Annotated in this window: 22 protein-coding genes; 13 read left to right on the top strand and 9 right to left on the bottom strand. The window is 72.3% G+C overall.

All coding sequences use genetic code 11. The features are described 5' to 3' along the window. Positions 1-47: 47 nt before the first annotated feature. The 8 genes from AC07GB_RS14055 to AC07GB_RS14090 all read right to left on the bottom strand — a co-directional run bounded on the left by AC07GB_RS14055 (position 48) and on the right by AC07GB_RS14090 (position 10614). Positions 48-1886, bottom strand: coding sequence for a sensor histidine kinase (locus tag AC07GB_RS14055; RefSeq protein WP_478844970.1), 1839 nt, complete (start codon positions 1884-1886; stop codon positions 48-50). A 403-nt stretch (positions 1887-2289) separates the two neighbouring features. Then, positions 2290-4134 carry an asparagine synthase (glutamine-hydrolyzing) gene (asnB, locus tag AC07GB_RS14060; protein WP_478844972.1) on the bottom strand — a complete coding sequence of 615 codons (1845 nt, stop codon included), beginning with the start codon at positions 4132-4134 and terminating at the stop codon, positions 2290-2292. A 67-nt stretch (positions 4135-4201) separates the two neighbouring features. Continuing rightward, complete coding sequence (gene panD, locus AC07GB_RS14065; protein ID WP_478844974.1) at positions 4202-4624, bottom strand: aspartate 1-decarboxylase; 423 nt, start codon at positions 4622-4624, stop codon at positions 4202-4204. A 104-nt stretch (positions 4625-4728) separates the two neighbouring features. Next, the gene (locus AC07GB_RS14070) at positions 4729-6147 is read right to left on the bottom strand and encodes an aldehyde dehydrogenase family protein (RefSeq protein WP_478844976.1); all 1419 of its coding nucleotides are present in this window, start codon (positions 6145-6147) and stop codon (positions 4729-4731) included. 10 nt (positions 6148-6157) lie between these two features. Beyond that, positions 6158-7123, bottom strand: a complete 966-nt coding sequence (locus AC07GB_RS14075; RefSeq protein WP_478844978.1) for an alpha/beta hydrolase — start codon at positions 7121-7123, stop codon at positions 6158-6160. Between the two features lie 79 nt (positions 7124-7202). Beyond that, positions 7203-8681: a flavin-containing monooxygenase gene (locus AC07GB_RS14080; protein WP_478844980.1), complete on the bottom strand. Its 1479-nt coding sequence runs from the start codon at positions 8679-8681 to the stop codon at positions 7203-7205. After that, complete coding sequence (locus AC07GB_RS14085; protein ID WP_478844982.1) at positions 8678-10078, bottom strand: FAD-binding oxidoreductase; 1401 nt, start codon at positions 10076-10078, stop codon at positions 8678-8680. The genes AC07GB_RS14080 and AC07GB_RS14085 overlap by 4 nt, the downstream gene beginning before the upstream one ends. Further along, complete coding sequence (locus AC07GB_RS14090) at positions 10075-10614, bottom strand: acyl-CoA thioesterase (protein ID WP_478844984.1); 540 nt, start codon at positions 10612-10614, stop codon at positions 10075-10077. Before AC07GB_RS14090 ends, AC07GB_RS14085 begins: the two co-directional genes overlap by 4 nt. Before the next feature lie 572 nt (positions 10615-11186). Here AC07GB_RS14090 and AC07GB_RS14095 point away from each other — a divergent pair. From AC07GB_RS14095 to AC07GB_RS14150, 12 genes are all read left to right on the top strand, one after another. Beyond that, positions 11187-11582 (top strand): 4'-phosphopantetheinyl transferase superfamily protein, encoded by a 396-nt coding sequence (locus AC07GB_RS14095; protein ID WP_478844986.1) that lies wholly within the window; start codon positions 11187-11189, stop codon positions 11580-11582. Then, positions 11579-12607, top strand: coding sequence for an ACP S-malonyltransferase (locus AC07GB_RS14100; RefSeq protein ID WP_478844988.1), 1029 nt, complete (start codon positions 11579-11581; stop codon positions 12605-12607). The genes AC07GB_RS14095 and AC07GB_RS14100 overlap by 4 nt, the downstream gene beginning before the upstream one ends. Next, entirely contained in the window at positions 12604-13350 is a 747-nt protein-coding gene (locus AC07GB_RS14105) for an SDR family NAD(P)-dependent oxidoreductase (RefSeq protein WP_478844990.1), read from the top strand. Before AC07GB_RS14100 ends, AC07GB_RS14105 begins: the two co-directional genes overlap by 4 nt. Before the next feature lie 128 nt (positions 13351-13478). Beyond that, on the top strand, positions 13479-13766 hold the full coding sequence (locus AC07GB_RS14110) for an acyl carrier protein (protein ID WP_478844992.1): 288 nt from the start codon (positions 13479-13481) through the stop codon (positions 13764-13766). Further along, entirely contained in the window at positions 13763-14257 is a 495-nt protein-coding gene (fabZ, locus tag AC07GB_RS14115) for a 3-hydroxyacyl-ACP dehydratase FabZ (protein ID WP_478844994.1), read from the top strand. Before AC07GB_RS14110 ends, fabZ begins: the two co-directional genes overlap by 4 nt. 115 nt (positions 14258-14372) lie before the next feature. After that, positions 14373-15392 (top strand): glycine cleavage T C-terminal barrel domain-containing protein, encoded by a 1020-nt coding sequence (locus AC07GB_RS14120; protein ID WP_478844996.1) that lies wholly within the window; start codon positions 14373-14375, stop codon positions 15390-15392. Positions 15393-15458: 66 nt separating this feature from the next. Further along, a complete protein-coding gene (locus AC07GB_RS14125; RefSeq protein WP_478844998.1) occupies positions 15459-17924 on the top strand; it encodes a beta-ketoacyl-[acyl-carrier-protein] synthase family protein in 2466 nt (821 codons plus the stop codon). Next, entirely contained in the window at positions 17924-18301 is a 378-nt protein-coding gene (locus AC07GB_RS14130) for a holo-ACP synthase (protein WP_478845000.1), read from the top strand. Before AC07GB_RS14125 ends, AC07GB_RS14130 begins: the two co-directional genes overlap by 1 nt. Next, positions 18298-19047 (top strand): SDR family NAD(P)-dependent oxidoreductase, encoded by a 750-nt coding sequence (locus AC07GB_RS14135; protein ID WP_478845002.1) that lies wholly within the window; start codon positions 18298-18300, stop codon positions 19045-19047. The genes AC07GB_RS14130 and AC07GB_RS14135 overlap by 4 nt, the downstream gene beginning before the upstream one ends. 45 nt (positions 19048-19092) lie before the next feature. Further along, on the top strand, positions 19093-20709 hold the full coding sequence (locus AC07GB_RS14140; protein ID WP_478845004.1) for an MFS transporter: 1617 nt from the start codon (positions 19093-19095) through the stop codon (positions 20707-20709). 62 nt (positions 20710-20771) lie between these two features. Then, on the top strand, positions 20772-21107 hold the full coding sequence (locus AC07GB_RS14145) for a hypothetical protein (RefSeq protein WP_478845006.1): 336 nt from the start codon (positions 20772-20774) through the stop codon (positions 21105-21107). Between the two features lie 232 nt (positions 21108-21339). Next, complete coding sequence (locus AC07GB_RS14150) at positions 21340-21678, top strand: hypothetical protein (RefSeq protein ID WP_478845008.1); 339 nt, start codon at positions 21340-21342, stop codon at positions 21676-21678. A 104-nt stretch (positions 21679-21782) separates the two neighbouring features. Here the strand turns inward: AC07GB_RS14150 and AC07GB_RS14155 are convergent, their stop codons facing one another. After that, entirely contained in the window at positions 21783-24683 is a 2901-nt protein-coding gene (locus tag AC07GB_RS14155) for a helix-turn-helix transcriptional regulator (RefSeq protein WP_478845010.1), read from the bottom strand. A gap of 336 nt (positions 24684-25019) precedes the next feature. Between AC07GB_RS14155 and AC07GB_RS14160 the strand changes: the two genes are divergently transcribed. Next, positions 25020-25604, top strand: coding sequence for an ATP-binding protein (locus tag AC07GB_RS14160; RefSeq protein ID WP_478845012.1), 585 nt, complete (start codon positions 25020-25022; stop codon positions 25602-25604). Positions 25605-25677: the final 73 nt, after the last annotated feature.

Raw genomic sequence — 25677 nt, forward strand, 5'->3', positions numbered from 1 at the left:
GGTCCTTGCGGTCCCACAGGGCGGGCCGGTCCGCGAGGCGCGGGCGGCTACTCGGCCCGCGGCGGCTGTGGGTTTTCGCCCGTGTCGTCGGCGGCGGCCCTGCGGGCGCGGTGGAACGCGCCGAACCGGTCCCCGATGCTCTGCCCGGCGCGGTGCCGTTCCTCCAGCGAGGCGCTGCCGGTGCCGGTCTGCCCGGCGTCGAGCGGGTCGCCGGAGTGCCGTTCATCGGTACGCCGATCGGCGGTGCGCCGCTCGTTCGCGGCGTGCGCGGCGGCCATCGTGCGGCCGGGGCGCCGCACGGGCAGGCCGCCGGGGGTGGCCTCCGTGGCGTCAAGCGCTTCGGGGCCGCCCGCGGGGTCGTCGGCCGGAGGCGTCGGCCACACCAGGGCCGGCGAGGAGGGGGCCGACGGCGGCGACGCGGGACGGCTCGCCTCGGTGGCCTCCGGCTCGACGGCCTGCCCGCGTACCGGGAGGGCCGGGGCCTCGGTGACGGGGGCCTCGATCGAAGGGGCCGACGCCGTGCGGGCGCTGTCCGGCTGGGGCTGCTGGGCGAGGAGTTGCGGGGGCAGCAGGATGACGACGCCGGTGCCGCCGCGCGAGGAGGGGCGGAAGTTCACGCTGACGCCGTACTTGACGGCCAGTCGGCCGACGACGGCGAGCCCGAGCCGGGTGCCCTGGAGCAGCGCGAGGTCGGCGGCCTGCCCGGACACCGACTCCTTGGCGCGGCGCAGTGCCGCGTCGGACATGCGGAGGCCGCTGTCCTCGATCGTGACGACGACGCCGGTGCGCGACTCCTCCACGTAGACGTGGACTTCGTCGGTGGGCGGCGAGAAGTTCGCGGCGTTGTCCATCAGTTCGGCCAGCAGGTGCATGACGCCTTCGGCGGCGAAGCCGACCACGGCCGCCTTGGTGGAGCTGTGCAGTCGTACCCGCTGATAGGCGGCGATGCGTCCGACGGCGCCGCGCAGGATGCTCTCCATGACGATCGGCTTGTTCCAGGCGCGGCTGGAGCGGCCGCCCATCAGGAGGGCGAGCCGGTCGGTCATCAGGCCGAGCTGCGAGGTGCTGTGGTCGAGCCTGAGCAGGTCGCCGAAGACGTCCTCGCCGTGCCGGTCCTGCATCTCGCGCAGGTCGGCGAGCATGCTCACGGACTTGGCCTGCACCCGGCTCAGCGCCTTCGCGCTCGCCGCCTGGGCGGCTGCCGCGCGCCGCTCGCTCAGGGCGAGTTCCCGCACGGCGGCCTCGGTCAGATCGCGCAGCGTCGGGTCGGCGGGCCAGGTCACGCTCGCGAGGACGCGGTCCACCGAGGAACCGCCGCGCAGCGCGCCGACGACGGCGGGGAGGGTCTCGGTGGCGAGCAGCCGTACGTCGTCGGTCATCCGGGTCAGGTCACCGGCCGTGTGGTGCTGGGCCGCCGCCGCGTCGGCGGCGCGCCGCTCCGCGTCGGCGAGGACGGTCACGCAGACGTTCAGCAGCTCGCGGTACGCCGGTTCGGCGGGGGGCCGGGTCTGGTGCAGGGCGTCCTGCGGGCCCGCGCCGTCGCGCAGGGACCGCGCGACCGTCGGCAGGGTCACCTGCGCCATGTGGATCACCTCGGCGCCGCGGGCGCCCAACTGCGTCTGGGCCCCGGTCAGCTGACTCTCCAGCTGTGCCGCGTGCGCCCGCAGCCGGGCCGCGCCCGCGCGACCCGTCCAGACGACGACGGCCAGGAGCAGCCAGCCGACCACGGCCACGGCGGCCACCCAGCCGCGGGCGGCCGACGGCGCGAGCCCCGCCGCCGCCGCTCCCGCCACGGCGGCGGCCCCGAGCAGGAGCAGCGGCAGCGAGGACGCCGTTCGCGGAGTGCCGGCTATGCCGGACGGACGCCCATCAGCGGACAAAGTCATTCCGTGACCCCTCGGTCTCGGCACGGGGATGCAGGCTGTCGGCCCGCCCTCACATCGGTGCCGTCGCGAAGGAAGCCCGCTTCGGGCCGCGGCCCTCCGACGGCTGCGCATGGTCATGCTAATCGCAAGATCGTGTGGCCGTGGCACGCACTGGGAACCGAAGGCTCCGCCTAGCACCCTTCGTCGTGAAAGAGGCCTCTGGAGCGGGGTGTGTGTTATAGGGATCGCTCCCTCGATTCCAGGCGCGGCCCGGTCCGTACTCTCGAGCCGAACGTTTCTGCGGACCGTCAGGTGCCCCTCCCCCGGGCCCCGTAGGCAAACATCTGAGTTCAAGTCCGGACCAGCAAGCGATCATTTTCAGCCACTTGCAGAGTGTAAATCGGTCCGGACTGTCCCTCGGTGGTCAGAGCAGCAACCGGGGGGCGTAGAGGTCGATCCACGTATGGAGGTCGAGGAACTTCTCCAGTGCGGCCCGCAGTGCCTGGGGGCGTGGGTGGTCGGTGGGGCCGGCGTGCGCGGCGCGGGTCGCCGCCGCCCTGTCGAACAGGGCGAAGACCTGGTGGCCGGGGTCGGCCAGGGCGTCGCGCACCTGTGCCTGGAGCGCGGGCACGTAGTGGCGGTCCTGGGTCATCGGGTAGGGGCTCTTGCGGCGCAGGAGCACGCTCTCGGGGACCACGGAGCGTGCCGCGGCGCGCAGCACGCTCTTCTCCCTGCCGTGGGCCGCGTGCAGGGTCCAGGGGACGTTGAAGGCGTACTCCGCGAGGCGGTGGTCGCAGAACGGCACCCGCACTTCGAGCCCCACGGCCATGCTGAGCCGGTCCTTGCGCTCCAGCATGCCGGTGAGACTGCGGGTGAGGTGGAGGTGGAGCAGCTCGCGCGAACGGCGTTGGGCGGGGCTCTCGCCGTCGAGTGCCGGGACCTCGGAAAGAGCTTCGCGGTACCGGTGTACCGCGTACGCGGGCAGGTCCAGGGCCGTTGCCAGGTCCTTGGGCAGGAAGGCGCGCTCCTGGCGTGCCTGGCCGAGTGCGGCGGTCAGCCAGGGAAAGCCGGGGCTTTTCCGAAGGGCGGTGTCGTGGAACCACCAATAGCCGCCGAACATCTCGTCGGCGCCCTCCCCCGACAGCGCGACCGTGGAGTGCTCCCGGATCGCGGTGAAGAGCCGGATCAAGGAGTGGTCCATGTCGCCGCGGCCCACGGGCAGGTCCCGGGCCCGTACGGCGGCACGCCGTACGTCGGGGCTCGCGAGGTCTCCGGCGTCCAGCACGATGTCGGAGTGATCGGTGTCGAGGTACTTGACGACCTCGTGGACGTGGGGCGCGTCGGGGCTGACGTTGTGGTGGTCGGGTGTGAAGTGCTCGGAATGCCCCTGGAAGTCCACGGAGAAGGTGCGCAGGCGCTCTCCGTGCCCGCCCAGGGCCCCGGCCGCGAGACCGGCGAGCGCGCTGGAGTCGAGCCCTCCCGACAGCAGCAGGCATCGGGGCACGTCCGCGACGAGTTGCTCCCGCACCGAGCCCCTGAGCAGTTCTCCGACGTGCGCGGCCGTCTCGTCCGCGTCCTCTGTGTGGGGCCTCGCGGTCAGGCTCCAGTACGTGCTCTCGCGTAGGCCACGGCGGTCGATCGTCAGGAGGGAGGCCGGGCGCAGCTCCCTCATGCCGCGCCAGACGGCCGCGCCCGGCGTCTTCACGCCGAGGAAGATCTCGCGCAGCCCGTCGTGGCCGACGGCGGCCTCGGCGGCCGGATGCGCGAGCACGGCCTTGGGCTCGGAGCCGAACAGGAGCCCGTCGGCCGTGCGGTAGTAGTAGAGGGGCTTGACGCCGAGGCGGTCGCGGACCATGAGGAGACGGTCGGCGCGGCCGTCCCAGATCGCGAAGGCGTACATGCCCCGCAGGTGTTCGACGAGGCGGTCCCCCCATTCCAGATAGGCGCGCAGGGCCACCTCGGTGTCGCTGGCGGTGCGGAAGTGGTGACCGCGCTCGCGCAGGTGCTGGCGCAGGGCGACGAAGTTGTAGACCTCGCCGCTGTAGGTCATGACGACGGGCCCGTCGGGCGTCGCCACGGTCATCGGTTGCGTGCCTCCGTCGAGGTCGATGATCGCCAGGCGCTGGTGTCCGAGGGCGGCGTGCCGGCCGGTCCAGGTCCCCGAGGCGTCGGGGCCCCTGGTGCGCAGCGACCGGGTCATGCGGGTGACGGTCCCTGCCTCGTGGGTGAGGTCGGCGTCGAACGCGACCCATCCTGCGATGCCGCACATGAGGTCTCCCTGTTTCGTCGTTCGGCGGTGGATCCGGGGCCCGTACCGGGTGGTGGCGGTGTGGCCGTCAGTCGACGAAGACGTGGTCACCGCGGGCCGTGTCGCTGCCGGGAGGCGGCTCGGCCGGGTCGGAGCCGAGGGAGGAGATCTTGTTGTCGTGATCGACGTGGACGACCTTCGGGACGAAGCGGTCCGCTTCGTCGTCCGGGACGTGGGCGTAGGAAATGATGATGACGAGGTCGCCGGGGCTGATCAGCCGGGCCGCCGCGCCGTTGATGCCGACGACGCCGGAGCCGCGCGGCCCTTCGATGAGGTAGGTGGACAGACGGCTGCCGTTGTTGATGTCGACGATGTCGACCTTCTCTCCGGGCAGGAGGTCGGCCGCGTCCATCAGGTCCCGGTCGAGGGTCAGGGATCCGACGTAGTGCAGGTCGGCCTGAGTGACGGTCGCGCGGTGGACCTTGGACTTGAACAGGCTGCGGTAGTACATGGTGGTGCCTTTCTCGTACGGTGTTCCGGTCTCGTACGGTGTTCCGGGCCGGTCGGCGCGGAGCGGTTCGCCCAGGGCGGTCGCGATGGCCCTGGGGCGGGGGCTCAGATCTGTACGGCCTTGGTCTCCAGGAACTCCTCCAGGCCCGCGGTCCCGCCTTCGCGGCCGTTTCCCGACTGCTTGTAGCCGCCGAAGGGGGCGTTGGGGTCGAAGGGCGCTCCGTTGACCTGCACCTGGCCGGCCCGCAGCTTGTGCGCCAGGGTGAAGGCGCGGTGCCCGTCGGCCGACCACACGGCCGCGGCCAGGCCGTACACGGTGTCGTTGGCGAGGGTGAGGGCCTCGTCCTCGCTGTCGTAGGCCTCGATGGCCAGGACGGGACCGAACACCTCGTCGTGGTGGAGGGCCATCTGCGGGGAGACCCGGGACAGGACGGTGGGGCGCGCGAAGAATCCCTTGCTCACTCCGGCGGGTGGGTCCTCCCCTCCGGTGACGAGTTCGGCTCCGGCGGCCAGGGCGTCGGTGATGTGGCGTCGTACGCGCCGCAGTTGCGCGGCGGACGCCAGGGGCCCCAGTCGGGTCCGCTCGTCCGCCGGGTCTCCCGGCACCCATCCCTCGGCGGTGCGGCGGGCCAGTTCCTCCACGTCGGCGAGTACGGAGCGCGGCACGATCAGGCGGGTGAGGGCGGAACAGGTCTGGCCGTTGTTGAGGAACGCCGACGTCACGACGGCGGGGACGACACGCGTCGGATCGGCGTCGGCCAGCATGACCGCGGGGCTCTTGCCGCCGAGTTCGAGGGTCACCTTCTTCAGGGTCCGCGAGGCCAGGGCACTGACGCGGCGGCCGGTGCGCGTGGAGCCGGTGAAGGACACCACGTCGACGCCGGGGTGCGCCGCCAGGGCTTCGCCCGTCTGTGCTCCGCTGCCGCTGACCAGGTTGAACACTCCGGGAGGCAGTCCGACGGAGTCGATGACATCGGCCAGCTCCCAGACGCTCAGGGGCGCCACCTCGCTGGGCTTGAGGACGACGGTGTTGCCCGCGGCCAGCGCGTAGGCGACCTTCACGGCCGCCTGGTGGACCGGGTAGTTCCACGGGGTGAGGGCCGCGACCACTCCGTAGGGCTCACGGAGGATCCGCGAGGGGCCCTGCCTCCGCTCGAAGGGGTACTCCTGAGCCGTACGGGCGGCGTGGCGGAAACTGCCCACGGGCAAGGTGACTTGCGCGGCCCGGGAGAAGGACAGCGGGGTTCCGACGTCCTGGGTGATCAGGTGGGCCAAGGGCTCGGCGCGGCGGGCGAGTTCCGCGGCGATGGCACGCAGGTGGCCCGCGCGCTCCTCCAGCGCCGTGGCCGCCCACCCGTCGGCGGCGGCGCGCGCCGCGCGCACGGCGGCGTCGACGTCCCGCGCGGTGGCGTCGGGCACGTCGGTGAGCGGTTCCTCCGTGGTGGGGTCGATGACGGTGAGCGAGCCGCTGTGCTGCGACGGCACCCAGGCGCCGTTGATGTACAGGCGGTCGTATGCGGGCATGTGGGGCTCCTCAGCTGGCACGGCTTCGCGGCGCGTCCTCGGCGGGGAAGCGGTCGCGCAGCCACGTGGTGATGTCGGTTCGCGCCTGGGCCGCGGCGGACGACTCGCACATCAGGAAGAAGACGTGCAGGGAGCCGTCGTAGCGTCGGACGGTGCTGGGAACACCGCTGACCCGCAGGTGGTAGCCGTACGCCGCCGCTTCGTCCCGCAGCGGGTCGTACTCCGCGGCGAGGATGAGGGCGGGAGGCAGACCCGTGTGCTCATCGGCGAGCAGCGGGGAGGCGTAGGGATGGCCGGAGTCCTCCGGAGAGGGCAGGTAGAGGTCCCAGAAGCGGGCCATGGCGGCACGGGTGTTGAGGTATCCCGTCGCGTACCGGCGGTAGGAGGCGAAGGGGGAGTCCGCCGCGGGGGCGAGGCTGGGGCAGATCAGCACCTGCCCGGCGACGGCGGGGCCGCCGCGGTCCCGGGACATCAGGCAGGCCGCCGCCGCCAGGTTGCCTCCCGCGCTCTCCCCCGCGACCACCAGGCGGGCGGGATCGGCGCCGAGTTCCTCCGCCCGGGCGGCCAGGGCGCCGATCGCGGCGTACGCGTCCTCGGCGGGCCCGGGGAACTGGGTCTCCGGGGCCCGGCGGTACTCCACGCTGGCCACGACGGCGCCGGTGGCGTTGGCCAGCTTCCGCAGTGGCTTGTCCACCAGCTCCACGTCGCCGGCGATCCAGCCGCCGCCGTGGAAGAACACCATCAAGGGGCGGGGGCCGGGGCGCGCGGAAGGCCGGTAGACGCGCACCGGCAGCTTTCCGGCCGGGCCCGGTACACAGGTCTCGGTGATCGACGCGACCGGCTCGGCCTCCCCTTGGGCCTGTCGCAGGCCGCCCATCAGCTCGCGGACCGCGGGCACGCCGACCGATTCGAGCGGGGGCATGCGCAGGTGGGCCAGCCGGTCGAGGAAGGCCGCGGCTTGCGGGTGCAAGGGCATGGGGGCTCCTACGGTGACATCGGGGAGTTCGGTGGCATCAGGGGGCGGGGGTGTGGTCGGCCGGGTCCCGCGGGCCGGTTCACACCCTCGGTGCGCCGGGGTGGTCAGCGGGGCCGGTGGGCCGGTAGTGGGCCAGGTTCACCCGGCGGGTGCGGCGGCGGTACTCCGCTGTCTGGCCCGGCCAGTTGGTGGTGACGAAGGTGTTCTCGCCGCGGTACCAGTTGCGGCAGGTCGCCCAGACCGTCGTGCGCAGACGGTGACGCATCTCCGCCGTGAAGGTGTCCTCGGCGTCCGCCCGTACGTCGAGCAGCGGACGCGTGCCGCGGCCGAGGATGCGCAGGGCGTCGAGGACGTAGCGGATCTGGCTCTCGACCATGTAGACGACCGAGCCGGCACCGACGTTGGTGTGCGGACCGTACAGGACGAACATGTTGGGGAAGCCGGGCACCGTCATCCCGAGGTACGCTCTGGCGCCGCTCCGCCAGTGGTCGGCAAGGACGCGCCCTTCGAGGCCGGTGACGTGCAGCGACGCGAGGAAGTCCGTGGCCGAGAAGCCGGTGGCCTGGATGATGACGTCGGCCGGGTGCTCGCTGCCGTCCTCGGTGCGGACGGCGTCCTCGGTGAGGGCCGCGACGGGGTCGGTGACCAGCTCGACGTGGGGTTCGTTGAAGACGGGGTAGTAATCGCTGGAGATCCCGATCCTCTTGCACCCCACTTCGTCCTGGGGAGTGAGGCGCTCGCGGGTCGCGGGGTCGTGGACCTGTCTGCGCAGCTGGGCCGCGCAGCCGAAGGCGGTGAAGCCACGGGTGCGCCACCGTCGGGTCAGGCCGGGCACGGTCAGCTCGTTGAACAGCCACCATCCGAGCCGTGCCGCTTTCGCGCCGATCCTGCCGCGGAGCCCGGCCGTGGGGCGGTAGGCGCGTTGCCAGCGGGGCACCACGTAGGGGGCGGAGCGCTGGAACACCGTCAGGTGCGCGGCCTGCCGCGCCACCTGGGGCACGATCTGCAAGGCGCTCGCGCCGGTCCCGATCACCGCGACTCTGCGGTCGGCCAGGTCGAGGCCGTGGTCCCAGCGCGCCGAGTGGACGATCCGTCCCGTGAAGCGCTCCGTGCCGGGCAGCCGGGGCGCGGCGGGGCTGCTCAACTGGCCGCAGGCCGGCACCAGGACGTCCGCCTCCAGGATGTCCCCGGCCCGGGTGTGCAGCCGCCAGCGTCGCGTGTGCTCGTCGAAGTGGGCCGAGCGGACCTCCGTCCCCAGGCGCAGGTGGCCGCGCAGCCGGTGGTCGTCCGCGCACCGGCGCAGATATCCGAGAATCTCCTGCTGGCCCGCGTAGCGCTGCGACCAGGCGTACGGCGCGAACGAGTAGGAGTACAGCGGGGCCGGGATGTCGCAGGCGGCGCCGGGGTAGGTGTTGTCGCGCCACACCCCGCCGATGTCGTCGGCCCGCTCCAGGATCGTGAAGTCGTGGTGGCCCGCCCGCTTGAGGGCCATGCCCAGGCCGAGGCCGCTGATCCCAGCTCCGACGATCACCACGTGCACACGGCGGGAGCGGTTCACCGCGGGGCCCGTCGGGGTGCTGGGGTGATGTTGTGGTTGAACCGCAGCACGTTCTCCGGGTCGTACGTCGCCTTGACCCGGGCGAGACGGGCGAGGCGGGTGTCGTCCCAGAAGGCGCGGACGCGGTCGGTCTCGTCGTCGTCGGACGTGGTGTTGAGGTAGGTGTTCCCGTGGCCGAAGGCCTTGAGATGGGAACTCGCCTTCTTGACCCAGGCTCGGCAGCGGTCCGATTCGGCGGGGTCCTTCCACTGACAGATCACATGGATCAGCCAGCTGTCCTCGCGATGAGCGAACGCGGTGGCGTCCGCGGGGACGTCCGTGGCCGCCGTGTCGAAGGGGTGGACGTTGATGGTGGTGAGTGACGACGGCATATCGCCGCCGATGGCCGCGACGGCCGCGATCTCCTCCGCGCCCAGGGCGGGCAGGAACTCACTGGTCCAGTAGTGCTGGTTGCCCGCCGGGGTGAAGGTGTCGAGCATCGACTGCACCGCGACCAGGGGCATCGGGCCGATGCTGTCGTACAGCGGGCTGCCGAAGTCCCGCAGGGGCTGCACGGTCTGCCAGGCGTCCGCCATGGGGCCGAAGTAGCGGACGAACAGGGTCACCATGGGCACGCCCTGGAACTCCTCGGGCACGAAGTCCGCCTCGGGGGCGTGGATGAACAGCGCGTCGGCGCTGAGGTGCGCGGGGCTCGTGGCGCTGAAGTCCCGCAGGAACGCGAGGACCTCCTCCGCGCGTTCCACAGGGTGGGCGAGGAAGCCGGCCAGCATCATCGGCCCGACCGGGTGTGCCTGGAACTCGAAGGACGTGACCACGCCGAAGTTGCCCCCGCCGCCGCGCAGCGCCCAGAAGAGTTCCTCATGGCTGTCGGCGCGGGCGGTCACCAGGCCGCCGTCCACGGTGACCAGGTCGGCGGACAGGAGGTTGTCGCAGGTCAGCCCGTACTTGTGGAGCATCATGCCCACGCCGCCGTTCAGGGTCAGGCCGGCGATGCCTGTCTCGGACATCTGCCCCGTCGGAACGGCCAGGCCGTGCAGCTGCGTCTCCCGGTCCACGTCCCCGAGGAGTGCCCCGCCCTGCACGCGCACGGTGCGGCGCACGGGGTCGACGTGCACGCCCCGCATGAGGGACAGGTCGATGACCAGCCCGTCGTCGCACATCGCGTGCCCGGCGACGCTGTGTCCGCCGCCCCGCACGGCGATCAGCAGCCCCTCCTCGCGGGCGAAGCGCACCGCCGCGACGACGTCCGCGGTTCCCAGGCACCGGGCGATGACCGCGGGGCGCTTGTCGATCATCGCGTTGTAGACCCGGCGGACGTCGTCGTAAGCGGCGTCCCGTGGACCCACCACCTCGCCGAGCAGCTGTCCGCGCAGGCGGTCCAGCGCACCGTCCTTCATGACGTCTCTCCAGACTGTCGGGGCGAAACCATCGCGATTTCCTGTCCGGACGCAGGGAGCGCGTCCGCCCCCTCCTTCGGGAGCGGGGTCCTCTTCCGCCTTCGGTGGGCCTCCAGGAATTCCACGAAGGCGTGATGCATGTCGTCGGGGATTTTGGTCAGGACACCGCGCTCCGCGTCGACGAACGCATGGACGGTGCGTGCCTCGGCGACGAGCCGACCACCTTGCTTCCGGTAGATCTCGTAGTAATAGGTGAGGGTGCCGGGCGCTGCCGCCCATGTCCTGATCACCAGCTCGTCGAGGTACTTGGCCGGCTGGTGGTAGCGGACGTGCAGATCGGTGGTCGCGATCTGGTATTTGCGGTAGTCGGCGCCCACGTCCAGGGCGAACTTCTCGCGCCCCAGGTCGAACCAGGGAATGTAACTGGCGTAGTAGGCGTGCCCCTGAAGGTCGCACTCGCCCCAGCGGACACGAGCTGTGGCCTCCACGCTGACGTCACGCATGATGTTGGTGGCCGACTGCACGAGACGTGGCATGGTCTCCTCGATCCTCTCCGAGCGGCTTCTCTGCGGCGCGCGCCTCAGGGCGGACCTGCCGGGGGGGCGCGCCTGCGGGGGTGCCGTGCCTGAGGTCTGAGGCGCGTGCCTGAGACGCCTCTCCGCGACCCCTCCCCATGGCGCTCCTCGCCCTCGGGGCCGCGCCGCGGCCGTCGGCGCCGCGCCGTCCGTCACCAGACAACCGCAGGAGGAGGCCGCGGCCCTCGAATGTTTCTCCCGCCTTTCATCAATTGCGCGAATCTTTCAGCGGCTGCTCTCCGGACCCCTGAGGCCTGACGGGAATATTGCGCCTCCATTGACAAGCGATTGTTGCCGACTTTAGTTTCCTGCCGTCCGGCTGAATTCCCGGAGAAACGGGGTCCCTTTCCGTACACGGATCGGCTGCTTCTCTGTACGTGGATCGGCCTTATTTCCGTAGGCGGACCGGCCTCTTTCAGGTAAGCGAATCGGCCGCTTTTCCGAACTCACCTCCCTTCCGAACGGGCGGAGACCAGTCCATGAGAATTCCTCAGGAAGTCGGGAGCACCCCGGCGCCTCTCCATTCCGCAGGCGTGGACCTGGTGGACCTGCGCCGCTGGGAGCTTGCCCTGGCGCGCTGCGGGGAAGGGCTGGCCCAGCGGTACTTCACGCCGGAGGAAAGGCGCGCCGCACGGGAACTCGCCACCGCGGACCGCACCTTCGTGGACATCCTCGGCCACCTCTTCGGCGTGAAGGAGAGCGTCGTCAAGGCGGCCGGAGGCCTTCCGGCGAAGGCGCGCCTCGCCGACATCCACGTAGAGATCCCCACCGGCGGCCTCACCGAGCAGCCCTGGAACGTACGGCTCAGCGGGCCCCTCGGCGACTGGGCCCGGGCCGAGCGGCTCGACGTCGTCGGGGCGTCATCACCCCTGGCGTCCGGCATGGCTCTCGCGTGGGCGGCGGCTCAGGACGCGGGGCCCCGCCCATGAGTCCGGCCGTGGCCTTCGTCTTTCCCGGACAGGGAAGCCAATTCCCCGGCATGGGCTACGAGATGGAGCGGTGGGGGCCCGCTGCCGACGCCCTGGCCGACCGGGCCGAGGACGTCACCGGGCTGCCGGTGCGGGACCTGATGAAGCGCGCCGACGCCGCGGCGCTCGCCGACCCCGAAGTGGCCCAAGTACTCGTGCTGACCTGGTCCCTCGCCGCCCTCGCGCAGCTGCGCGGCCAGGGCTGGGAGCCCGATGTGGTCGCCGGCCACAGCTTGGGCGAGTACACGGCGCTGGTGGCGTGCGGGTGCCTCGATCAGGACACCGCCCTTTCCCTGGTCTCCCATCGGGGCAGGGCGATGGCGGAGGCGGCCGGCACGCGCCGGGGCGCCATGGCCGCGATCGTCGGCCTCACGCCGCAGGCGGTGCGGAAGCTGTGCCGCGCCGCCTCGGTCGACGACGAGGTCGCGGTCGTGGCCAACTGGAACTCGCCGCGCCAGACCGTGGTGGCCGGAAGCCGCGCGGCGATCGAGGACGTCGTCGCCGCCGCGCGTGCCGCCGGAGCCCTGCGGGCCCGACTGCTGCCCGTCGGTGGCGCGTACCACTCGCCGCTGATGAACAGCGCGCACCGACGTCTCACCGAGCACCTTTCCGAGGTCACGCTCGCCCCACCGGCCATCCCCTTCGTCTCCAGCACCACCGGTCTGCGCGTCACCGACATCGAGGCCTACCGCCAGGACCTGCTGGCGCAAGTCATCTCCCCGGTGCGCTGGCGTGACGCCATGCGCTCCCTGGCCGCGTGCGGCGTGGACACCTATGTGGAAGCGGGGCCCGGCCGCGTGCTGCGCGGCCTCGCCCGCGAGATGGCCCGCACGGCACAGCACCTGACGACCGCGGAGGCGCTGCGGCGCGCTCCCGAGCCACCCGGCCCGGCGAGTCTCCGCCGCGTCGCATCCCCCTTCGAACCCTTCGAACCCTTCGGATCCTTCGAACCCTTCGGATCCTTCGAACAAGGAACAGTGACGTGAGCGATCTTCAAGGACGCGTCGCCCTGGTCACCGGAGCCACCCGCGGCATCGGCCTGGCCGTGGCCCTCGAACTGGCCCGCGGCGGCGCCACGGTGCTCATGAATCACCGCGGGAAGCCCGACCAGGCCCGTGAGGCCCTCGCCCAGGTCCAGGCGATCGACCCCGGGGCCCGGCTGGTGCAGGCCGACGTCGCGGACGGAGCCGCCGTCGAGGACATGTTCCGTTCCATCAGAAGTGACCACGGTCGTCTCGACGCCTTCGTCAACAACGCCGGCATCACCCAGGACGGCTACGCCCTCATGATGGGCGAGGCCAAGTGGCGCAAGGTCATCGACACCAACCTCACGGGCGCGTTCCTGTGTACGCGCGCCGCGGCCCGCCTCATGGCGCGACGCCGCACCGGGTCCATCGTCACGGTGAGTTCGACGAGTGCCGTACGCCCCCCGGTGGGCCAGGCCAACTACGCGGCGGCCAAGGCCGGGAGTGTGGCCCTGACGCAGGCGCTCGCCAAGGAACTCGGCCCCTACGGCGTCCGCGTGAACTGCGTCGTACCCGGCTTCATCGACACATCGATGACCCGGCAGGTCCCTTCGGGGCGCCTCGCGGACAGCCTGCGGCACGTCCCGCTCGGCCGCATCGGGCAGCCCCAGGAGGTCGCGTCCGCCGTGCGGTTCCTGCTCGGCGACGCGGCCGCCTACGTGACCGGGTCCTCCCTCGTCGTCGACGGCGGCCTCATCTGCTAGCGCCGACGCCCCCGCCCACCCGCCTCGCGGCCACTCCCCTCCCCTTCGCGGGCGCTCCCTTCCGTCTCGCGACGACTTCCCTCCTTCTCACGACGACCTCCATCCGCCCTCCACCCAGGGAGAACACCATGGTGATGACACTCGACGAGGCGACCTGCCGGGCAGCCGCCCGGCAGGAGCTGTGCGCACAAGTGAAGGCCTTGCTGGTCGAACGGCTCGCCCTGAACGTCGACCCGCGCTCCATCGGAGACGACCAGCCGCTGTTCGGCCGCGGCCTGGAACTCGACTCCATCGACACCCTCGAACTGGCCATGGCCGTGGAGGACACCTTCGGCGTGACCGTCACCGACGACGACACCCACAGCCTGTTGTCGCTGAACCGCCTTGTCGACCACATCGAGGGCGCGCGCGCATGACCGCCCCCCTCCCCCTGCCGCCCGGCGGAGCGGTGCTCGGCGCCGACGACATCGCCCGGCTGCTGCCGCACCGCCACCCCTTCTTCCTGCTGGACCGCGTCACGGCCCTCGAACCCGGCAGCAGCGCGGAGGCCGTCAAGAACGTCACCGCCTCCGACGCCGTCCTGGCAGGTCACTTCCCCGGCCGCATGCTCTACCCGGGCGTCCTCCTGGTCGAGTGCGTGGCCCAACTCGCCGCGGTCGTCTACGGCAGCGCCGCCGCGCGCTCGGCCACGGGCGACCTCGTGGCGGACGTCGCCGACCGGGTCGGCTACCTCGCCGAAATCCGTCAGGCCAAGTTCCTCAAGCCCGTCCTCCCCGGCGACCAGGTGACCGTACGCGTGCGCAGCGGCCCCCGGCTGGGCGGCCTGATCTCGGTCACGGGCCAGGCGGCGGTGGGCCGTGACCTGGTGATGACCGCGCGTCTGGCCGTCAGCGAACTCGCCCCCTGAGACCGCAAGGTCACCGGGAACGGGGGCCCGGAGGCGCCGGGGCGACCTCCCCTCGCCCCGCCCCGCCCCATCTGCGTACTGACAGCTTCCACCGAGCCACCCTTGGAGACGAACCATGTCCACTCACCGCACCACCACCGACGAGGAGTACACGGCCCTGCGCCAGGGCGTGGGCCTCGTCGACTACGACGGCGCGGGCCTGCTGACCGTCACCGGCCCCGAGGCGGGGGCCTACCTGGGGCAGGTCGGGACGCGCAACGTCGACTTCCTCCTCGAAGGCCAGAGCACCTCGTCGCTGCTGCTCCGCGAGGACGGCACGATCGTCGCCGAGGTGCTCGTCCACTGCCACGGCACCGAGTACCTCCTGGAGATCTGGCCGGACCAGGCCGCCGCCGCCACCGCCCAGCTGCTGGCGACCGCCGCCGGCCGCCCCGGTGTCACGCTTGAGGACGTCAGCTCGCAGCTCACGGTGCTCGGCGTCGAAGGCCCCTCCTCGTTCAAAATCGCGCAGGCGTATCTCGACTTCCCCATCGCCTCGCTGTCCTACCGCAGTTGCGTCGGCGTCGAGTGGGCCGGCGGCCCGATGACCCTCTCGCGGACCGGTGTCACCGGCGAGTACGGCTACAAGTTCTACGTCCCCTCCGGCCACGCGGCGTCCTTGCGCGCCGAGCTGGTCGCGCAGGGCGCGGTGGAGTGCGGCAGGGCAGCGGTCGACGTCTGCCGCATGGAGGTCCGCTTCGCCAGCCACGAGAACGAGCACACCGGCGGCCCCGTGACCCCCTTCGACGTGGGCCTCCAGTGGATGCTCGACCCCGGCCAGGACCACGTGGGTCGCGCCGCCCTCGACGAGAGGCACCCGCACGAGCACCGCTCGCCGGTGTGCTGGACCGCGGAACGAGGCCTGGACGCGGCGCCCGGCCGAGGCACCCCCGTCACGGTCGCGGACGCCGAAGTGGGCCTCGTGACGCACTGCGTGTGGTCCCCCCAGCTCGGCCGGTTCATCGGCACCGCCGCCGTCGACCACGCCGTGGCCGCCTCGGGCCAGGAGTTCGGCCTGGGCGGGACCGGCGCGGTGGTGCGCACCGTCTCCGCGCCCTTCCTGACGGCGACCAGCCTCGGCGTCCCCCTCGACTGAGCCCGTCAGCATCCGGCTCCCCGACACGGCAGCGGCTGCGGCGCGACGCAGCGAACAGGAGGAACCATGAGCCTCAGCACCCGGCGCCCGGAGAGTGTCGCCGTCACCGGAATCGGCATCAGCTGCGCGCTCGGCACGGGCGCCGAGCAGGTCTGGCAGGCCGTCCGGAGCGGCGCGGGCGGCATCGGCAAGACCGAGCGCCTCGACGTCTCCACCCTCAGCTGCCGTTACGCGGGCGAGGTGCGGTCCGTGCCCGCGCGCGTGCGGCACCTCGGCATGCGGCCCGACCGCGCGACGCGCCTCGCGCTGGCCTCCGTGCAGGAGGCCGTCACGAGCGCGCGCCTGAACCTGACCGCGTACGACCCGTACCGCGTGGGTGTGGCGGTCGGCACCTCCGTCGGGGGCCTTGAGCACGGGGAGCGGTTCCACTGGGACATCCTCAAGGGCGGCCCCGCGGCGGGCAGGCGCCACCGCCTGACGAGCTACCCGCTGTACACCTCGGCGGACGCGATCAGCGTGGCCTTCCAGCTCCGCGGCCCCAAGGTGGTGCTCTCCAACGCCTGCGCGGCCGGGTCCAACTCGATCGGGTACGCGGTGGACGCCATCCGGGAGGGCCGCGCGGACGTCATGATCGCCGGTGGTGTCGACGTGCTCGACATCCTCTCCCTCGCCGGCTTCGACAGCCTCAACGCCCTGGACACCGAACCCTGCGCGCCCTACTCGCGCAGTACCGGCACGAGTCTCGGCGAGGGGGCCGCCTTCCTCGTCCTGGAGGCGGACTCCCTCGCCCGGGACCGCCGTGCCCCTACCCTCGGCTACGTCCTCGGCTACGCCACGACCAGCGACGCCTATCACGCCACGGCCCCCGACCCGGCCGGCAACGGCGCCTACCGGGCCATGCGCCGCAGCCTCGCCCAGGCCTCGCTCACACCAGCGGACGTCGACTACGTCAACGGCCACGGGACGGGCACCCCCACCAACGACAAGGCCGAGACCAAGGCGGTGGCGGACCTCTTCGCGCCCGCGCCCCCCGTCCCCATGAGCAGCACCAAGTCCCAGGTGGGGCACATGCTCGGGGCCGCGGGCGCCATGGAGGCCGCCACCTGTGTCCTGGCCCTGCGCGACGGGGTCCTGCCCCCCACCGTCAATGTCGCGGAGCCGGACGGCGTCCCCCGCGACGTCGTCGCCAACCACGCCCGTCCGCAGGCCCTGGACGTCGTCGTCTCCAACTCCTTCGCCTTCGGCGGCAACAACTGCTCCCTCGTCCTGGGCCGGCGCCCGGTGCCGCCCGCGGACCGCCCCGACCACCGGGTGGTCATCACCGGCGCGGGGCCCGTCACCGCGCTGGGCAGCGGCCGGCAGGCCTTCCTCGACGCGCTGCGCGTGGGCACCAGTGCCATCGGGGCCGCCCACCTGACCGATGTGTCCCTGTCCCGCACCCGCCGGGCCGCGGAGGTCGACAGCGCCGAATGCCGACGTCACGTGGACCCGGCCTACGCGCGGCGCCTCGACCAGATCGGCCTGCTCACCCTCGCCGCCAGCCGTCTCGCCGTGCGCGACGCCGGTCTGCGGATCACGAAGGCGAACGCCGAACGCGTCGGCATGGTCTTCGGCACCTTCAGCGGGCCCATGCAGACGGTCGCCCAGCTCAGCGAGACCATCGGCACCGTGGGCCCGCACCGGGTCAACCCCCGGCTCTTCCCCAACTCGGTGATGAACGCGGCGGCCGGTCACGCCTGCCTCGCCCTCCAGATCCGGGGCCCCCTTTCCACCCTGGCCACGGGCTGCGTCTCCGGCCTCAGCGGCCTGGCCTACGCCGCCGACCTCGTACGGCGGGGAGAGGCCGACGCCATGCTCGCGGTCGGCGCGGACGAACTGACCCCGCTGCTCCACCAGGGCTTCGACCGCCTGGGCCTGCTCTCCGCCGACACCCTTCGGCCCTACGCCGCGCCGACCGGCGGCACCGTGCTCGGCGCGGGCGGTGCCGCGCTGGTCGTGGAGTCCCTCGAACACGCCCTGGGCCGCGGCGCGACGATCCTCGCCGAGGTCAAGGGCCACGCGGTGACCTCCGACGCCTACCGCGTCGCCGGGAACGACCCCTCGGGTGTGTCCTGGGCCGAGAGCTTCACCCGCGCCCTCGATCACGCCGGGATGGCGGCGGACGACATCGGCACCGTCTACGGGGACGCGCGGGGCACCGCCGCCATCGACACCGCCGAGGTCGCCGCCCTGACCCGGGTGTGGCACCCCGGACAGGTGCGGCTGAGCAATCTCAGCCCGTACGTCGGGCATGTGCACAGCACCACCCCGCTGATGTCCGCGGTCTGCGCCGTCGAGACCGTCCGCAGTGGCTGGAGCCCAGGCGTCTCCGCGACGTCGGCGCCCGGGCCTGTGAACGCGTTTCTCCAGGCGTCCGCCGACGCGGGCAGGGCCTGTCTGGTGACGGCCGCCAACTGGGGTGGCACGTACGCCTCCCTCGTCCTTACGCCGTACGCCGGCCCGGTGGCCGCAGCCGACACGGCGGTGCGCTGATGGCGGCATCCGCGCTCGTCCTTCTCGAGCCGGCGCGGATTCCGGGCGCGGACGCCGCGTGCTGGCACGAGTGGCTCACCGCCGAAGAGATCTCCTTCTGCCGCGGCTTCCACCGTGCGCACGAGCACCTCGCGGCGCGAAAAGCCGCGAAGATCGCCGTCGCGTCGCTCCTGGGCCTGCCGGCCGATCCCGTGCTCTGCCGGGCGGTCGAAGTGCTCCGGCTGCCCGGCGCCGGACCCACGGTCCGGCTCGGCGGCGCCCCCGGGCACCTCCTGCGGGGCAAGGGCCTGCCCCGCCCCCGCGTCTCCTTGACGCACGCCGGGGGGCACGCAGCGGCACTCGCCTGGCTGCCGGGCGCCGAGGCCGGCGCGTGGTGACCGCGGGCAGCCAGGTGGCCCTGGTCACGGGCGCCCTCGGCGGTATCGGCCGGGGCGTCACCGAGCACTTCCTCGCGCGCGGCATGGGAGTGCTGGTGACCGACCTGGACGGTGAGGCCTGCCAGCGGGCCGCGGCCGTCCTCAACGGCTCGGGCGGCCCCGGCCGCGCGCTGGGATGCGCGCTCGACATCACCGAGCCCGAGGCGTGGGCCCGGGCGACCCGCCTCGCCCGCCGCCGCTTCGGCCGTCTGACCGTCCTGGTCAACAACGCCGGGGTGCTGGGGCATCAGCCGCTGGAGGCCACGAGCGAGCAGGAGTGGACCCGCGTGGTCCGCGTCTGCCAGCGCGGAACGTTCCTCGGCATGAAGGCCGTCGCCCCGTGCATGCGCTCCGCAGGCGGTGGCGCGATCGTCAACATCGCCTCGGTGTACGCACTGGTGGGCTCCGGTGCCTCGTTCGCCTACCACGCGGCCAAGGGCGCCGTGCGCTCCATGACGACCGCCGCGGCCGTCGAACTCGCGCCCAGCGGGATCCGGGTGAACGCCGTCTACCCCGGCATGGTCGCCACCTCCATGACCGGCGCCGCCCCGGCACGGTTCGTGCGGCGGGCCATCGACGCGACACCGCTGGGCCGCGCCGCCCGCCCGGAGGAGGTCGCGGCCGCGGTCGGTTTCCTGGCGTCGCCCGCGGCCTCCTACGTCACGGGCGCCGAACTCGTCGTCGACGGCGGCTACACCGCCCGCTAGCCCCTTTCCCGGCAGTACCGCTCTCATGGAAGGGCCGTCGCCCTCATGCCCCCTGCGCCCCCTCGCCGACCGTGGCCGATCCTCGCGGTGCTGTGCACCGGCTTCTTCGCGATCGTCATGGATACGACGATGGTCAACGCCGCCGTCCCCGTCATGATCGGTGAGTTCGACGCCGGCCTCGGTGAGGCGCTGTGGGTGGTGAACGCCTACGTCCTCACCTACGCGGCCCTGCTGATCACCGGAGGGCGGCTCGGGGACCGCTTCGGCCCCAAGCGTCTGTACCTGGCAGGGCTCGCGGTCTTCACGGTCGCGGCCGGCGGGTGCGGCCTGTGCGGCGACATCCGGGAGTTGATCGCCCTGCGCGTGGTCCAGGGCGTGGGTGCGGCGCTGCTGACGCCTCAGACCAGCGCGTTCATCACCGTCCTGTTCCCACCCGGGCTGCAAGGCGCGGCGTTCGGCGTCTGGGGCGGCGTGATCGGCCTTTCCGCCGTGGCGGGGCCGCTGGCGGGCGGGGTCCTGATCGCCCTTGGGGGCTGGGAGTGGATCTTCCTGGCGCATGTGCCGATCGGTTGCGTCGCCTTCGTCCTCGCGGTGGTGGTCGTGCCGGATCACCGCCCGCGGGTCCCGCACCGCTGGGACGTCGCGGGCACGCTCTTGGTGACGGGTGGTCTGGCAGCCTTCTGTTACGGGCTGTTGGAGTACGGCCGGCCCGGCGGTACGGCGTCGGTGGTCTCCTGGGCCTGGGTGGGCGCCGGCGTTGCGCTGCTGGGGTGTCTCGTCGCGCAGCAACGGCGCGCGCGTGGGGAGCCCTTGGTGCCGCGAGCCCTGTATCGCCAGGGCTCCTTCGTGCGGGTGGCGGTCGTCGGGGCGGGGGTTCACTTCGCGGTGGTCGGCACCGCGCTGCCGCTGTTGCTCTACCTCCAGAACATCCTGGGCAACGACCCACTCGCCGCCGCGATGATCACCGCCCCGTCCGCTCTCGCCGTCGGTGTCGTCGCCGTCGTGGTGGGCAGGTGGAGCCAGGGCGCGCGCACGGCCCGGCTGCTCACCGTCGGTGTCCTCGTCTACGCGGCGGGGCTTGTCCTCATCGTCGTGTGTGTCCGCCCGGGCATGAGCGCGTGGCAGCTGCTCCCGCCGATGCTGATCGCCGACGCGGGCATCGGCTGCACCCTCGCCCCCGTGACGGCCATCGCCTTTCAGAGCGTCCCTCCGTCCCTGGCGTCCGGCGCGTCGGGGGTGCTCAACACGGCACGGCAGATCGGCGGCGTCCTGGGCGGGGTCGCCGTCGGGTCCCTCCTGCGCATGCGTCTCTCCGCCGAACTGCCGGCGCACGCCAGGGCCGCCGGGGAGGGGTTGCCCTCCCGGCTGCGCGGTCCTTTCGCCGATTCCCTGCTGCGTCCGTCCGGCGATAGCCTCGCGCGGCCGCAGGCTCCCGCGGGCCTGTCCCCGCGGGAGGCCGGCGCCTTCGCCGACTACATCGACACCGTCTCCCAGCAGACGTTCGTCAGCGCCTGGCGCGCCGCGATGGTGCTTCCCATCGGTGTTCTCCTGCTGTGCTGTGTGCTCAGCCGACGGCTTTCCCTCGCGGGCGGGGGAACGTACCGCGAGACCGCAAGGAAAAGGAAAGGAAATTCCGCGCCCTCCGGAAAGCAATTAACCTGACCGAGGGCCGAAAGGGAAATCCCTCTCGCCCCGCCCCTATTCGTTCGGAAAGAAGGACATCCATGTTCAACGTCTCCAGTAATATCGCCCGTATTCTCTGCTCCACCGCCCTGGTGGGCGCGGTGGGCGTCGCGGTCGCGGGTACCGCGCAGGCGGCCGAGCCGGCGCCCTCCGCGCGAGCCGGCGCCTCGGCCCGGAGTCAGTACGTGCACTTCCAGGGCAAGCTCACGGCCGTGGCGGACGACCACGTCAAGGTCGCCACGGGCGGGACGGTCGTGACCGTGCTGCTCACCGGTGACGCGTACTGGATCGGCCACCTGAAGGTCGGCGCCCAGGCCGGCGTCACGGCCACCGTCGAAGGCGGTGTCCACACCGCCAAGGTGATCGTCACCTGGTAGTCAGGGCGCCGTCGCCCACTCGCCCGGGAATCCGCAGAAGCGGATTCCCGGGCGTTTCTCGTGGCACGGCGAGAAGCCTCGATAAATCCCGGCCCGGCCGCCGCAAGAAGAGCGAAACAAACCCATTCCCCCGCAGGCCTCACAGATATGGTTCGGGGTGTCAGATCACCGCCCGGCTCCCCCATTCTTTTTTCCTTTTGGGGTAACCGGCACCGGCATCGAGGAGTGCGATATGAGCAGGTCCCGAAACTTTTTGGTCACCCTGGCGTCCGTCGTCATCGGGCTGATCGGCACCGTGGGGACGTTCGCGTCGACGGCGCAGGCGGCTCCCGCGGACCACCGGCCCACGCAGGTCGTACGCGCCCCGGCCGCGATCACGCAGTTCTTCGGCAAGATCACCGCCTTCAAGGACGACTACCTCGAACTGGCCACGTCGAAGGGGACGATGCGCTTCAGCCTCCGGTACGGCGCCGAGTACTACGGCCCCATGCGCGTCGGCGTCTACGCCCTGGTGGAGGCCTCGTACGTCAACGGCGAGTGGCACGCCAAGCGGATCCGCGCCCGGGGATAGCCGACACCAGCTCGGACCACGGCCTCTGCCGGAGAACCACTCCGGCAGAGGCCGACGCATGTCCGCGCCACCGCCCCCGCAGCCCGCGAGGGCCGTCGCCACGCTCAGCGAGACGAGCTGTCACCGGCCTGCGCGTCGAGGACTCCGGACACCTCGGCGCGGTGGTCCACCCGGAGCTTCTTCAGGGTCCGGGCCACATGGTGCTCGACCGTGCGCACCGAGAGGCAGAGCGCCTGCGCGATGTCGCGATTGCTGGCGCCTTCGGCGAGCAGGCGGGCCACCTCGGCCTCCCGGGGCGAGAGGTCTTCCCCATAGCCACGCCGCCCGGGTGTGGCAGGGCGTTTCGCGCCCGCCTGCCGCAAGGCGTGCCGACAGCGGGCGAGGTCAGCGGTGGCTCCCAGCCTGCTGTAGGTGTCCAGCGGTTCGTCGAGGGAGCCGGGGTCAAGGCGGGCCTCCGGGCCGGCGTGGCACCCGGCGAGGAGTTCGGCCGCCCGGGCCGCCGGGTAGGGCCGGCCGATGGCTCGCCACAGGTCGCGGGCCTGCTGGAACCGCTGGGCCGCGGTGGCGGGGTCGGTGGCCTGCTCCAACAGGCCACGAGCGACGTGGAGTTCGGCGTCCGCCGCCGGCGCGAAGTAGCTTCCCCGCGCCGCCAGCGCTTCGTCCACCAGGTCCTGCGCTTCCGTGCGGTGGCCGGTCGCCAGGCCGGCACGGACCGCGGCCTGGACCGCGCCCAGGGTCCGGTACCAAATGGCCGCGGACCGGAGCAGCCGGACCGCCGGACCGAGCGCTTCCCACGCCTTGTCCGGTTCCTCGCGGGCGAGATGGAGTTCGGCGGTCGCCGCCGCGGCATGCACGAGGCACATGGCCCCGCCGATGCGCCGACCGGCACGTCGAGCGAAGTCCAAGTGCTCAAGGGCCGTGCTCCACTGCCCCTTGCAGACCGCCATGCTGCCGCAGATGAGGGCCTGTTCCCGCCGTGCGACGTTCATGTCGGGGCACATGGCGTTCAGTTCGTCGAAGCGCTCCTCGATGCCGGACCACGCCCCGGCCAACCAGTCGCACCGCAACAACTGAGTCCGGGCGAAGCACTCCAGGGAGGGGTTGACGCCGTCGGCCGTCAGCCGCGCGACCTCGTGCAGCACCTCGGCCGCACGCGCGTCCTCTCCTCGGTTCAGCGCGTGCGCTCCGACGTTGTACAGGGCGATGAGCTGCTGCCTTCGCGTCTCGGGATGGGGGGAGTGACGCGGGAGGGCATCGACCCGCTCCCAGAGGCTCGCGTCGCCCCTCTTCGACATCAGGAACAACTTCGCCTTGTCGACTTCGGCCAGGCGGAACTCGTCCACGCAGCCCCGGAGGGCCTCTTCGGCGCGGTCCACCCACAGATCGATCTCGGCGGGTGTCAGCGTGCGCTCGTAGAAGACCGCGCTGAGCATGCCGGACGCGGCGAGAGGGGGCCACGGCGCCAGCTCCTCCACCGCCTTCATCAGCTCTCGGTACGAGGAAGTCACGTCGCCCGCCTGGTTCAGGAGGACCTGGGCGAGCGTGAGCCGCACTCGGCCGCGGGTCTGGACGGGGAGCGTGGAGTCGTCCACGAGCCGCCGCATGATGGCCAGATGGTGTGCGAAGCGCGTGAACTTGTGCGCGATGTCGGAGAGGGCGAGGGCGGCGCGTGACCGCACTTCCGGTCGTACTCCCTCCTCGTCGAGGATTCCGTGGAGGAGCTGGGACGCGATGCCGTCGTCCCCCACGGTGACGGCTTCGCGGGCCGCCGCCTCCGCCTCGCGCAGCCACGTCTGCTTGTCCCCCAGCGCTCTGCTGTGGTGGGCGATCTGGACCAGCGCGGGCCGCCGCTGTGCCCGCAGCACGGTGTGCGCCCGCTTGTGCAGGTCCAGGCGTCTCGGCCCTGGGAGGTCCCCGTACACGGCTTGTTGCGCGAGCACGTGGCGGAAGGCGTACTGGGCGGGTTCCGACTCGTGCAGGAGCGATCGGTGCAGGGCTTGGATGAGGGCGGTCGTGGACTGCTGGGCCGCCAGTCCCGCCACCTCCGCCAGGACGTCCTGACCGGCGGGGACGGCGAGGACCGCGGCCGCCTCCACGAGGCGGGCGGCGGGCTCGGGCAGCTCGGCGAGGCGCTCGTGGACGGCTTCCCTCAAGGAGCGCGGCGCCGGCGACCGGCCGAGCAGCTCCACCTCCTGTTCGAGCCCTTGGGGGGCGCTCCTCTTGCGGCGGTCCAGGAGCGTGAGAAGGTCCTCCTCCACCACCAAGGGGAGCCCGGCGCTGCGCCGGTGGAGGACCCGCCCGAGGGCGTGGCCCGCCACACGCCCCACGACGTCCGACGCCAGAGCCGTGACCTCTTGCGCGCTGAGCGGCTGGAGCCGGATCTCGCCGCCGGAGACACCGATCGGCCTGCGGTACGCGTTGCCGAGGACGGGCTCGGTGGGCGGGAGGTCCTCCGCGCGGTAGGTCAGGACGAGGCCAAGGCCGCCGGGGGGTTCCCGGGCGATGAGGAACAGCAGTTCGCGCGTGGCCTCGTCCGCCCAGTGCATGTCCTCGATGACCAGCACCACGGGCTCGACCGCCCGCAGGACGGCTCGGATGCCCTGGACGAGCCGGAGCCGCTCGGGCATCGCCGCGCTCGGCTGCCGCGAGTCGTCGAGACGGGGGGCCAGAGCCGACAGGTAGGTGGCCAGAGTCGCGGCTTCGGGGGGCAACAGGCAGTCCGGCGGAAGGTGCTCGGCCGCCATGCCGACGGCCTGGAGGACGGGGCCGTACGGGAACGGCTCACGCAGCGGGTAGCACAGGCCTGTCGCCACGTGCGTCCCATCGGCCGTGAGCAGCACTTCCGCCTCGCGCACCAGGCGTGATTTGCCGGAGCCGGACTCTCCCTCGACCATCACGACCGACGGCAGGCTCCGCAGGGAGGCGACGAGGTCGTCCAGCTCTCGCTGGCGGCCGACCAGAGTGAAGCCGTCTCTCCGCATGCCGGAGAGGTCCGCGGAAGTCACCGACTGAGTCACCGGTTCTCGTCCTCTGCAAGGTGTGAACGGGGCGTACCCGAACTCCCGTCAGACGTCCAGCTTAGAGAGTTCGCCCCGGTGAGCGCGACCCGTCGGCGGGGGCGCACGAGGCCTTGGCGGGGGCGGATTGTCGCGCCCCGAGCACCCGGCCGACCCGGCGGGCCGGCGCAGGGGCGCACCCCCCTACGTACGTTCCCCCCTCCGTGCGTTCCACCACGCAATAGGTGGTGCCCCGTATTGAACGCGCATCTATCCGCGCGGTCCTGTGGGTGTCGACAGGCGCGAGACCTCACAGCTCCGCACAGCGGAACCGAGGAGACAGAGATGATTCCCCTCATCGACAACGTCGGCATCGTGGCACTGGAGACCAGGCCCGTGCGGGGCACCCGGTCCGAGAACGGGCAGGCCGGGCGTCCGCACGGCGTGGAGCCACCGCCGGCCGCCCCTCCGGAAGCAAACGTCCGGTGCGCCCAGCCGGACCGGGAAGCCCCTCGGGCGGCGGGTTTCCGTGCCCTGCGGCTCAGGCTGCCGGCTGCCGCCAGTGCCGTCCCCGGCGCCCGTCACCGGGTGCGCCGCTCCCTGGTCGAGTGGGGGTGGGGCGAGCACGTGGACACCGTGGAACTGCTGTTCTGCGAGCTGCTGTCCAATGCCGTCCAGCACGCGGAGGCGGGCCCCCAGGCCGAGGAGACGGTCGAGGTGAGCATCCGGCAAGGGGGCGAATCGCTCGTCGTCACCGTCGATGACGCGGGGCGCAAGGGCATCCCCGCGGTCGCCGACTCCCCCGTGGACGCGCTCGCGGAGAACGGCCGCGGCCTGCTCCTCGTGGAGGCGTTGGCCTCCGCGTGGGGCTGCGCCCGGACGCCGCAGGGGACCAGGACCTGGTTCCTGCTCGACCGCCTCGGCTCCTGAGGCCAGTTGAAGTCGCCGAGGACGGCGACGCGCAGGCGCCGCGATGCCCGGCTTCCCCTGGACGCCGGCCGGG

The organism is Streptomyces sp. NPDC045778 (genome assembly GCF_056431945.1).